The 12,193-nt window shown below is 34.7% G+C and carries 13 protein-coding genes; 5 read left to right on the top strand and 8 right to left on the bottom strand.

The window, feature by feature from the left end; genetic code table 11:
* Positions 1–117: 117 nt before the first annotated feature.
* From LC454_RS13400 to LC454_RS13370, 7 genes are all read right to left on the bottom strand, one after another.
* The gene (locus LC454_RS13400) at positions 118–318 is read right to left on the bottom strand and encodes a hypothetical protein (RefSeq protein ID WP_223582996.1); all 201 of its coding nucleotides are present in this window, start codon (positions 316–318) and stop codon (positions 118–120) included.
* A gap of 111 nt (positions 319–429) precedes the next feature.
* Positions 430–579: a hypothetical protein gene (locus LC454_RS13395; RefSeq protein WP_223582995.1), complete on the bottom strand. Its 150-nt coding sequence runs from the start codon at positions 577–579 to the stop codon at positions 430–432.
* Between the two features lie 196 nt (positions 580–775).
* Positions 776–2,809 (bottom strand): right-handed parallel beta-helix repeat-containing protein, encoded by a 2,034-nt coding sequence (locus LC454_RS13390; protein WP_223582994.1) that lies wholly within the window; start codon positions 2,807–2,809, stop codon positions 776–778.
* Between the two features lie 272 nt (positions 2,810–3,081).
* Positions 3,082–4,644, bottom strand: coding sequence for a glycosyltransferase family A protein (locus LC454_RS13385; protein WP_223582993.1), 1,563 nt, complete (start codon positions 4,642–4,644; stop codon positions 3,082–3,084).
* 19 nt (positions 4,645–4,663) lie between these two features.
* Positions 4,664–5,836 carry a hypothetical protein gene (locus LC454_RS13380; protein ID WP_223582992.1) on the bottom strand — a complete coding sequence of 391 codons (1,173 nt, stop codon included), beginning with the start codon at positions 5,834–5,836 and terminating at the stop codon, positions 4,664–4,666.
* 19 nt (positions 5,837–5,855) lie between these two features.
* Positions 5,856–6,446: a hypothetical protein gene (locus LC454_RS13375; RefSeq protein ID WP_223582991.1), complete on the bottom strand. Its 591-nt coding sequence runs from the start codon at positions 6,444–6,446 to the stop codon at positions 5,856–5,858.
* A gap of 7 nt (positions 6,447–6,453) precedes the next feature.
* A complete protein-coding gene (locus LC454_RS13370; protein ID WP_223582990.1) occupies positions 6,454–7,095 on the bottom strand; it encodes a hypothetical protein in 642 nt (213 codons plus the stop codon).
* Between the two features lie 288 nt (positions 7,096–7,383).
* Here LC454_RS13370 and LC454_RS13365 point away from each other — a divergent pair, with 288 nt between their 5' ends.
* The 5 genes from LC454_RS13365 (at position 7,384) to LC454_RS13345 (ending at position 10,918) form a co-directional block, all read left to right on the top strand.
* Entirely contained in the window at positions 7,384–7,578 is a 195-nt protein-coding gene (locus LC454_RS13365) for a hypothetical protein (RefSeq protein WP_223582989.1), read from the top strand.
* A 94-nt stretch (positions 7,579–7,672) separates the two neighbouring features.
* Positions 7,673–8,878 (top strand): radical SAM protein, encoded by a 1,206-nt coding sequence (locus LC454_RS13360; RefSeq protein WP_223582988.1) that lies wholly within the window; start codon positions 7,673–7,675, stop codon positions 8,876–8,878.
* 47 nt (positions 8,879–8,925) lie between these two features.
* The gene (locus LC454_RS13355; protein WP_223582987.1) at positions 8,926–9,945 is read left to right on the top strand and encodes a hypothetical protein; all 1,020 of its coding nucleotides are present in this window, start codon (positions 8,926–8,928) and stop codon (positions 9,943–9,945) included.
* Positions 9,946–10,107: 162 nt separating this feature from the next.
* The gene (locus LC454_RS13350) at positions 10,108–10,416 is read left to right on the top strand and encodes a hypothetical protein (protein WP_223582986.1); all 309 of its coding nucleotides are present in this window, start codon (positions 10,108–10,110) and stop codon (positions 10,414–10,416) included.
* A 19-nt stretch (positions 10,417–10,435) separates the two neighbouring features.
* A complete protein-coding gene (locus LC454_RS13345) occupies positions 10,436–10,918 on the top strand; it encodes a DJ-1/PfpI family protein (RefSeq protein ID WP_223582985.1) in 483 nt (160 codons plus the stop codon).
* A gap of 97 nt (positions 10,919–11,015) precedes the next feature.
* Here LC454_RS13345 and LC454_RS13340 read toward each other — a convergent pair whose 3' ends face one another.
* Entirely contained in the window at positions 11,016–11,930 is a 915-nt protein-coding gene (locus tag LC454_RS13340; protein ID WP_223582984.1) for an Rpn family recombination-promoting nuclease/putative transposase, read from the bottom strand.
* Positions 11,931–12,193: the final 263 nt, after the last annotated feature.

The raw sequence follows: 12,193 nt of genomic DNA, 5'->3' as shown, positions 1-12,193 counted from the left end.
CATGGCTTCTGCCTTGAAGCGTTCAAAGTCGAATGGGTCTTTTTCTTTCATGACCGTGTCGTTTGAATAATTGAATATAAATAATCTTATTGAATTATTCCTCTGACACAGTTCATGTTACAGTCTCCAAATTTCAGCAGAAAGATCGGATAGGGAATCTTTCAACTGCTCCCATTGCCTACGGTCTGACCATGCTGATTCGATACATAGTTTCCGATTATTAAAAGCTTCCGACCCAACATAAGTCTCTATATCATCCAAGGAAACACCTGCCGGATAAAACTCTTTTAATTGCTCTATTATTTGTTCTTTTTGCATCTAAGACTTATTCACTGTTAAGCTCCCAGTTCTTAATCCTGCATGGGCATTTGTCCCAATTCTATTGGCTATTCACGCAAGATTCGAGCCAAGTTGTGCGTTAACGTAATACTAGATAAGCAGTACTGGAGCATCCCCTTTTTCATAGTAGCCCAATAACTGAACTCCCTCATAAGTTCCATTCTGCAATGCTGTGATTTCAGCAGCTGATAAGCCTTGCATAGCTGCCATTGTTTCTTTAATTAAAAATTGATTTGCCATATTATTTTGTTTTTATGTGTATAATAAAAGTATGGCTGCTGCGATGGGTATCTGAGGAAAACAAGCGGTATGTAAGCGGTATGGGAGAGATACCGAAAAGTCTATTTCATTCTTTTAAATCCTATGCAGATGCTCTAAATAAAAAAGCTTCCCTCTGCCGATTAGAGGGAAGCTTTTTGGTGTATCGAAAGATAGATTAAGCTTGTTGGCCACTCGCTCTATCGGCAATCAATTTTGCATTCAACGATCCTCGGATCTCACTGGTCAAATTACGTAGATCATTGTATTTATCAATCAGGGTGTTCAAATTAGCAACTACTTCAGGCAACGTATTCGCTACCGAATCTGCCACTGTACCTGGCAAAGGACTTGCCGAACCTGCCACACCTACAGACTTCTTCACTAACCCGATTTCAGAATTATTTGCTTCCAAAGTAATATTTTGATCCAATACTTTCACAGAAGCCCCCGTTTCATTGGATATCCTCTGCGCAAACTGTCCAATCAGAATATTATTTTTAATATAGGTTTCGGACAGCGACAGGGAGGCTCTAATACCTACAGATAAAGCATTTGCTGATTGTAATATTGTATTATCTTCTATTACAATATTTGTGCTGGCAGCAACTCCTGTGACATAAATACAGGGACCATTTGCCCGACCAGAGCTGTTGAAATTATTAATGACATTGCCCTTCACAATGCAATTGGACAACATCCCACTATTGGAGAAAAAGCCCATACTTAGGTTTGAACTGCTATTATTGTAGATGAACAAATCGCTGCAATTGCTATAATTATAGGCCATGACCGAGGTACCTATCTGCTTATTAATCGTGTTGGAATAAACCTTAATTCTGGAACTATTGCCCGCAGATACCATTGCATGCATCAATGTGTCAACAGTATTTGCATGGACGGTCAGTCCCTGAACTTCGGTCTGACATAGTACAAAATGGAATGATCGCCAGGAGAAATTAGAAGCAATGACAACATCGAAGACTGTGTCGAGTTTAATTGAAGTGATGTCGAGGCTAGTAGCAAATGTATTGCTGCTTATATCAATAAGCTTTGCTGATCCGTAGCAATAGATAAATGTTGTTATTTTATGGGTTTCTTTAGTTTCAAAAGATAGGTGATTATTTTTAATATTGATATTTTTCACCACCATATCCTCTTTAAACCTTTCAGCATTGACCTTAATCAAAGCACTTACTATTGAAGCTTTTTCCGAGTTAGACAGGATCGTGTTATTATAAAAATTCACATTCTTGATCTCGGTATTTGGTTGCATGCAATTGGTTTCGAAATCATGGCCAACATTATTCAGAAAAGTATTGTCATAAATATTTACATTGGACACGCGATTATTTTCATTCGGTTCGATATCAATTCCATCCATTGGCAATTTACCCTTAATTGTACCTGTATTACTGATCGTAGACTTTGAAATACTGATATTACTTCCTTTAGTTACGGTGATACCCTGACGTCCATTTTTGTCTACTATAATATGATTGACGGATATATTACTACTAGCATTGGTTGCAGTTCTAGCACCACCTACCCATATGCCATCTCCCCAGCATTGCTCAATGGTAATGTCTTGAACGCTGATGTCCTTACAGCCATCGGAAATATTGATACCGTTCCCCCATTCTCCCAACGTCCCAGTGTGCGTCTCGATATCGCCCACGATCCGACCTCTACCAAAAACACCACTATCGGTAACGTTTGAGAATAGAATAATTGCGTATCGCTCGTAATCGTTAGCGCGAATAGCAATCGTAGCATTCAGTTCCAGATAAACATGTGACTTCATAATTATACCAAAAGCATCGTAGCTAACGGGCAGACTCAAAAGAACATTTTGACTGACTTCTACAATGTTTACATTGCTACTTTCCGCGTATGCTATGGCGCGATTGATTCTTTCGAGACAATCGGCGACACCACCAATCGCACCAAAATAGCTGACATCCACCCGATCACAAAATTCGTGAACCAGTTTAACTCCACTCACTGTGATCACACTTCCCCCATCATCTGGCCCGGGATCTGGAGTCGTTGGAGCGAGATAATAAATAATCGGCGCCGGGGTATCCCCTTTTTCGTAATAGCCCAATAGTTGTACTCCCTCATAAGTTCCGTTTTGTAAAGCTGTAATTTCAGCAGCAGATAAACCTTGCATAGCTGCCATTGTTTCTTTAACTAAAAATTGATTTGCCATATTCTTTTGTTTTTATGTGTACAGCAAAAGTATAGCTGCTAAGAAGGCTTTCTGAGAAAAACAAGCTGTATGTACGCGGTATCGGGGAGATACCGAAAAGTGGAAACACTACCCATTTTTGATAATATGATTTTAAATAACAAATGCTGTATTTTTTAGAATACCACATTTGTTAACCTGTGCTTTTGTTATGTAGTAAAATACCTAACTGGCTAAGGGGCAAGCCCCCTCAATAAGCTTGGCGGTTAATCTGAAAGGAATTCATCACAAAGCTAACTTTTGGTAACAAAATCACCTACAACAATATCGCTAACACGCTTTAAAAAAGGATTATTATCCAATAAATGGAGATAGTCAATTTGATCATTTTTTTTATCCACCCCACTATAAAACTTAAATTTCTTTTCTCGATTTATTCTATTAATATGTCCATAATGTAAAACTAATACATTAGCGTATAATACACGATTAACATATGGTGTAAGTGTAAAATGCAAAGCGTGTTTATCTGTTAAAATTTGAGAATATCCAATATTTCTGAACATACGGAAGTGAATTTGTATCCCCTTTTTTGAAAATGGATAATCTCCATTAAAATGCCCCTCCTTATCCCAAAGATGTACCAATTGCAGCGCAACTACATCAATAGATTCATCGTTAATAAAACGCATATCATTATATCGCTTATCTATGATTTCATCAAAATCTAGAAAAGTAATCCATTGAGTATTAAAAAATGACGCTAGTTTCAGCAAGATATTCCTATTTTCCAGATCATTAAATCCGTCCCTATGTTTTTGTACTTTCAATAAAATTTTTTCATGATTTATTATTTCAAAAGAGCCATCTTCGCTACCGTCATCTAATACGACTATTCCGTCACAAAATTTCGCATTTTCAATTAAAAATCTTTGTACTCTATCTTTTTCATTATAACACTGCACCAATAAAATATTACCATATGTCTTGCTGAGATCCTTCACACATAGAACGTATTTCTGGAAAATATTTAGATATTCTAACAGAAAACGACGGTCATTAGGCTTGTTCTTCCAATCGTATGAAATCTCATCAAAATCTTTTCCCCAATTGTCACAATTCGAAATGCTATTGCTAGGATATAAAATTGATTTTATAATTTCAGGCGGCCTATTTGTGGTTCTGTGCTTATCTTTTCTTTTTGCGAGATCCTCCTGTGATTCACGATGGACTAATAAAGCATTGCTCAAGGACAACCTTTTAACTCCTACCATTTCCAATCTAGCACGGATATTATCATCATCGCCACCCCATTTATGAATCGACTCATCATAGCCTTTAATGGCGACCAAGTGCTTCTTTTCCACCATAATACTTCCATATGGAAGCGGACTGGAGTACACGGAAGCTCCATCAAAATCCTGGAAATCTACATAACCGGTAGTGAAGTGATCAGGATAGAAATGCAATGTTTTACGCATGGTGTATAGCACGTCATTTTTGAACTCCGATTCTGGAGAACAGACAAGAATATATTTTTTCGTAGAAAACCGAATACCTACGTTTATCGCCTTAGAAGGGTTTCGCCATCCATGCTCATTCCTGTTGACAACTAATCTCCAGTTAATTTCTGGATATGTTTTTATAAATTCAAGAACCTCGTTCTCCTCACTCGATTCGTCCATCACAATAACAACTTCGATCCCGTTTCTTTTAACATAAGGATAATTTAGGGGAAACGTGATTTTAAAATCAGTGGCTTTTTTAAAAAAAGGCATAACAATTGAAAGATCAAAATTATGCACAAATGATGAAGGGTTTTTAATCTCTTCATCTGTATAACTAAATGCCTTCATATTTTTTAAAATTATCAACTTAGGAAATCTCAACGTAGTTTATAAGTCTTTGAGACAGTAACTTCCGTAGGCATCCTTCGAGATCACGCGTATCGATATCATCAAATTTCTCAAGCAGATTATCGAAATTTCCCCTACTTTGCAAAGCTTCGAGTATCTTATGCTCTAACAATGAAATTGTATAAAGAAATTGATTTGTAGTTTTATCAAATACGACGAATTTATCCTGTTTTGGTAGAGGGATAAAGCCAAATTGTGGATTGGAAATAAACAGGCAATTCACTAAAGGTGTTGTTTTCGATTTAAATAAAAATTCCATCTTCCTTATAAGTGTTCGCTCATCATGTCTAATTTTATTTTCTACAAATTTCCTTATAGCAACTGAATCTTCTTTAGCTCTATTCAATAGTGAAAATTCATAATTTAACAAATTCCTTGGAATTGTCTCAAAATGAGCACCACCAATTCGTCCGGAAAATTTCGATTCCATAAAAGCTGATATGTTAGAGCTGTCCACTACCCCGCCAAAACCTTGATTTCCAACAACTAACACAGGCTTTTCAAGAAGTAGGGCTTTTGCCAACAAAATCCCCTCTCCTATAACAACTTTAGAATTTTTCAGGGCCTTGTCGAATTCTTCCTGTTTTATTATTGTTACGTGCGGATTAAACAGATCGATATTGTCATCGCAGTATATAGCTATATTTTTTTCATAATTTGAATTAATAAACCATAAAATACTATATAACGTTTCCAAATGGTTAATAATAAATATGATATCAAACTCATAATCTGAATTTTTATCATACTGCTGCTTTGGATAAAAAATATTCAGAGATTGTATAGAATTACTTTGAACTCTTATTATATTATTACCCGCGTAATCAAATCTTATATCATAATTTTTATCAATCACATGTAATTGATTGAAAATTTTTTCACAGTTTACAAAATAAACAACAACCTCCTTACCTGTCGTTGTAAATCTAAACGAAGGTTTATTTATCACAAGGATGAAATCATATTCCTCCGCTGAAGACTTTGGTTTCTGAAAATTAAAGTTTAATTTCCTCCCTTTTGTGCTAATATCGATATCATAATTTTCCTTCGTCAGAAATCTATTTAAATTTAATAGAAACTCAATATCGATATTGTCGTTTAGGTAAGCTGTTAATAATACCTTCCTATTCATGCTTAAAACTATATTTCACTTATTTAATTGTTATTTCATTATAGAAATGTTGATTGGCTTTAAGTTCAGTAAACTTTGAAGAAATAAAACGCATTCTTTTTGATAGCATTGAAAATTCATGATCTGTAGTTGGCGCTAACATAGGGTTATACAATATTTTATTGCTTGTTATTTTTGATAAGATATGATCTACTGAATTCCCGCCTTCATTTTTATTCGCTAAAATTTTGGGTAAAAACGATTCGTTTAAAAGAAAAATCTGCGACTTTGCATAACAATCAACCCAAAAATAATATGGACTCACTGGCAGCATCTTATTAACGTATTTAGCATTAAACAAAATCAAATTTGCGTTTAGGTTCTTAGCTAATTCAATTCCTGATTCAACATTCCTAATAAGAGCTGGATTAAAGACAGTTAAATCGGTACAAAAAAGTACTTCTTTATGTTTCAATTTATAGGACTTCTCCACTAAATTTATAAATATATCCCAGGGAAGCTCGCTAGATGTAATATTAGATGGTAGTTTTATAGCTTCCATGTCAACACCCTCTATCGGTTCAATTGAATCAATCTTATCTATATGTTTCAAAAAAAGATATAATTTCATAATAACATTAAGTTTGAAGATTGCTGTAATAATTAGATAACAAGTAAAAATAGTCCATCTTTTTTCTACTCTGTTCGAAATACTCTTTTACGTTTATTTGATTATTTTTCTCTGTTACGTCTGAGTATCCAAAATATATTTGCTCTGAAAATGGAGGATAGAAACAAAAGATATTATTACTCAATTTCCCAAGTTCTAAATCAAACGCTGTATTGGATGGCATTATATAATCTTTGAGCACATGATAAAAGCTTCGAAAAACAATTGTAAATTGTAAACCAGTAAAACCGTTAATCCACAAAAGATCGTCATTTACAAAAATAAGATCATGAATATTACTTGGTCCCCCTAAAAGTAGATCTATCTTAGCTTGAATACCAATCTCAATATACCTATTAAGTAAATTGATATCGAAATCAGCTGTAAACAGATGATCATCCTCACAAATTATAACATACTCCAGCCCAAGATTCTGAGCCTCATTGACTATTGTTTTAAAGGATTTAAAAAGGCCCAAAGCTCCATTTTCCTCTTTAATAGCTGGAAATATTTTAAGATCAAATTCTTGAAATCTGGAAAATTCATTGATAATGTGATTTAACCTGTCTGTTCTATTATTTAAATTTATCACATAAGTATGATGTCTCATTACCTCAATTTTAATCTAGTATTATAATTTTAGCAATTAATTTCAAAATCAATTGCACTCTTAATCATATTATTTTTTTCTTTTCATTAACTTTAACATATCAAATCTAACCATTATAAATAATTTAGACAGTTTAAATTTCAATAAAATTTAAATACTTGCTGGCTCTCAACTATTTAAATTTGACTTCATTTATATTTTCAAACAAATAATTTTTATTTACATCAAATTCTTTGCATTTAACACACAAATGCTATAATATTGTACAACAAATTTAAATTTTTATATATGAAAAAGAATTTCTTTTTAAACCTAGGTTCTGAGAAAGAAAAGGTGAAAAATGCTTTGGAAAAACTGACCAAAGAAGAATTGGCAACTATCTTAGGGGGCGAATTTGGAGCAGCCCCTTACGATGCAGATGGATCAGGTCCTATTGGTTATAGTAACTATGCGGATACAGTCTACGTAAGCCGTCCTCGATAAATTAGAAAGTTTTTTTATCGTAAATTACTCAGTTGGTCGAACTAAATTTCGACCAACTTTGAAACTCCAATTGATATTCCCATACCGTTAAAAAATGATAATAAAATCTATTGTCCTAAAGACAGCAAGCAGATGTAATCTTAATTGCTCCTATTGTTATATTTACAACAAAGGGGATTTGTCTTATCAAAAACAACCTAAATTCCTGTCTAAAAAGTTAGCTACCAAATTGCTAGAAAGAGTTTTAAGTCATATGATTTCAAATGATTTGAATACTTTTGTAATCGTTTTTCATGGAGGGGAGCCAATGTTGTATGGGCTACAATATTATGAGTTCTTTATAAATGAATATAAGAGAATTTTCGCACACAATCCTGAAAAGAGGATAGAATTTTCCATGCAAACAAACGGAACACTTCTTACTGAAGAAAATGTTACGATTTTGACTGATCTGGGTATAAAAATTGGCGTCAGTATGGATTCTACGAAGGAATCTAATGATAACAATCGCGTATATCATAATCATAGATCTTCGTATGATGAAATTCTATCGGGCCTTAAGATTGTCAGCCGTATTACAGGAAGTTCTGGTATATTATCAGTGATAGATGTAGCCTATTCCCCCGAAAAATCGTACGATCATATTAAGCAAACTCAAGTTCAATTCATGGATCTTTTACTTCCGGATGAGACTTATGATTCAATCAAAGAATATGATATACGTGGAAAATTAGGCGAGTGGCTTTGCGAGATGTTTGACTTATGGTTCCACGACAAAGAAACGAAACCCAATATTAGATTTTTTCATGCAATGATCCAGGTGATTTTGGGAATGGGAGTTGGATTCGATCCTTTCGGAAAAAATTATGGAGATACCATAGTGGTCGAATCTAATGGAGATATTCAAACTAATGATGGACTACGCTCTTGTAAAAACGGAATAACTATTACAAACCTAAATATTTTATTTAACGAATTGGCGGAAATAAAAGATAATCCATTGGGTAATCTTTATATAAACAATCACTTTTCTTTACCTTATATTTGTTCAAAATGTCCGTTAGAATCGGTTTGTTCAGGCGGTTATCTTGTAAATAGATACAGTAGTAAAAACGGATTTGATAACGAATCAGTATTCTGTAAAGATATGATAAAGTTCATTTCACATGTTCAAAATACTTTGGTTAAATTACTTAACGATGATTTAGGCTTAGAACCTATGGATTCCAAAGAAATAATAGAATATGTGGACAAATTGAAAAATGAGAGGATTCCGAAACCTGAACTAATGTCATTCTGATCATAGATAAACTTAAATTTGGAATAAAAAAATTAAAACTCGAAAAAATGAAGGTAAATTTGTGTTTTATGCTATTTATGTTGATGTTAAATTATGGGCTAGCCCAAAATCATCATATCATAAATAAGGAATCTACAAGTTTTAAGATCAAAGGAGATAGGGATTCTATCAATTTTATTGTCGTTGATAATGACGTAAATTGCAAAAAGCCAATTTTTCTGTGGTGTCAAGGCTCTCTTCCAGTACCATTATATATCGATTTCAAAAAAGACGGGTTATGGATGATTGGAGGAGGTATCTCAAATTTCGATTATCAGGAAATAAAAAAGTATTATCATTTGGTAGTGATCGCGATGCCTAAAACTCCATTAATCGTAGACGAAACGAAAGTTAATAAATCATATTTCTATTACGGAGATTCCGATAATCAAAACGTTCCTAGTATTGAATTTCAAAAAGAGGACTTTTTGGAGAATTATGTAGATCGAGCAATTACTGTGCTTAAATTTCTTTCCAAACAAAAATGGGTCGATAATTCTAAATTGGTGGTAGCTGGACATTCACAAGGGAGCAAAGTAGCAGTCGGCATTGCCTCCAAATATAAAAAAGTTACCAAACTGGGATTATTCAGTGCTAATCCATTCGGAAGAATTGACCAAAATATCAGGAAATACAGAAAAGATGCAGAATTAGGGGTTATTTCATGGGAGACCGCCGATAAGAAAATAGAAAATGAATATCACTATTTTCGAGACGCAAATGATATAAGTGTCAGAGACACAAACGCTAATCTAATTTCATGGTATTCTTTTTCCAGGCCACAATTGAAAGAATTGCTGGATTTTAATAAGCCTATATATTTGGCCTATGCAACTGGCGACATTGCTAGCGATCTTTGCGACCTAGTTCCTCTATATTTTATTCAAGAACATAAGAAAAATCTTACCTTTAATAGATACCTAAATATGGAGCACAATTTCTTTGAGATAAACAATGGTAAAGTTGACCATAACAAGCCTCATTGGAAAGAAGTCATGTCGTCATTCGTAAAATGGACGATAGAATAGTTATAGCAAAAGAAGAATTAAAATTGCTGCTTTCCACAAACATTTTTTATCTGAAACAGCATGAGCTTTGATATTGTTATCTCTTAAAGATTTATAAAATGTGGAAAGTTTGACATTCGAAGCTAATCAATAGCACGAATCACAAATACTAAAAATATTACTATGTCATTATTTCCAAACGATTTGAGCAAAGAACCTGTATTTGACGGCATTGGCTACGAACCTTCTTTTTTTTCAAGGAAGGCGATGGTTACGACCAAGACAAATTACAGCAAAAAAAAGTACAGTGATGTCAACAAGGACACCCGAAAGAAGATTCTTGTGCTTTGTACAGAAGAGCGCTATATGACCATGAAAAATGGAAAGAGATTTTCGACGGGTAATCATCCGGTCGAAACACTCTTTCCATTCTTCATTTGGAACAGGCGGGATTTGAGGTCGACTTCTACACCCTCACCGGTGATCCTGTAAAATTTGAAATGTGGGTTATGTGAGGGATTTTATAGCTGACACGAATAAAGGATATGTTGACTACGTGGCCGTTTTTATCCCAGGCGGGCATGGTGCAATGCTCGGACTACCTGAAAATAAGGATGTAAAAGAACTTATCAAATGGGCAGTAGCTGAAGATAAATATCTATTGGCAATCTGCCATGGCCCGGCAGCGCTCTTAAGCGCAGCAAATTGTGGAGACACTGAGTTTCCCTTTAAGGGGTATAAGATCAATTCGTTTCCCGATGAAATGGATAAGACTTTACCAGAAAGTGGATACCAACCGGGCGAGATGCCTTGGATTTATGGCGAAAAACTCAAACAACTTGGCGTTGAAATTTTGAATAAAGAAATTGCCGGCGATTGTCACGTTGACAGAAAATTGATCACTGCTGATAGCCCATTAGCGGCTGATAAATTCGGTAAACTCTGCGCAGATGAACTTCTCGTCTATGAAAAATCAAGAGTGGAAAAAGGATAGGCTATTTCTTTCAAATAAAAGGCTCCCTTATCGGTTAATAAGGGAGCCTTTTTGGCTCATATCCAAGCGGCCGTAAAACCTTATATCGTTATATGCTTTATTTTCCCTTAGCTATCTCCGCCTGGACCTCATTTACAAACTCTACAGTGACGTTCGATAGTTCGGCAATCTCCGAATTCGAAAACTTATCCAAAGACAAAAGATTTTTTATTACCTCAGCTTTTCCTTCCGCTTTTCCTTCGGCCATTGCTTTTTCGCGCGCTCGTTTCAATTGCTCTTCCTGGCTACTGCGGATGCTCTCCGCATCCCATTTATTCCTTAAACTTACATTGTACATCTCTCGTTCCTCCGGTTTTAGTTTGCTATACTCTGCTAACTGAAATAACTTTTCAAATATCGGCTTCCGCAGGTATGTTGAAAGTCCCTTTAGCGAGGACATGTTTTTGAGTATATAAAGCCAACGATCCAAATCATTAACTAACTCTGCCTCAGCTTTAACAAAGTTAACCAATTCAAGGTATATAAAGCCAAGATCGTCGTAAAATATTTTACCTTGATCCCGATAACATAGACAGATATCGTGTAAAAAATACTTCTCATCGCCCGCATCAGGCATCGTAAATCCATCCATCAATACAATGATATAGACTTCACTAATTGCATAATTCCAAGCCCTTCGGTTACCTTTGGGTGCCTGATCCGCTATCAATTTACTACTGTAGTAAAGCATGCGCCTTTTCAAATTATCCTGCGCCGTGCGCTGCACTTCAATAATAAAACGTTCGCCATTGTCAGCCGTACAGGTCAGATCAAAAATAACGGTACCGATATCCTCTGTATCTCCGACATGCTCATTTTTGTTATAATATAAATCAGCAATGACCTTGCGTCCTCTAAAGAGTTCGTTTAAGAAAGCGATGAGAAGATCTTTATTGGTATCTGATCCGAAAACTTTTTTAAAGCCATAATCTGTCGTGATATCGATATATTTCGACTGTTTCAATTCACTCATAATATATTGTTTTTAAATTGGTTAACAACATAAATATAAATAAAAAAAGACACCTATACTAATATTTTTAGTAAAAAAATATTATTCTGTATATCAATTAAACAACGCTCCGATAAAGACGGTCATATTGTTTTTCGATATGGTAATGCCGGAGGGAAAAATAGAATTGTTGGCGTAAAATTTAAACACCCTATTCTAACTAACCTTTGTAAAAGAATAAACCAATAGCTTGTGTTCAGCTGACAAGGGAAAGCTTTAATGGA

Origin of the sequence: Sphingobacterium sp. GVS05A (assembly GCF_019969845.1) — a bacterium.
Classification (GTDB): Bacteria; Bacteroidota; Bacteroidia; order Sphingobacteriales; family Sphingobacteriaceae; genus Sphingobacterium.
This window is presented reverse-complemented; position numbering and strand designations above follow the sequence as displayed.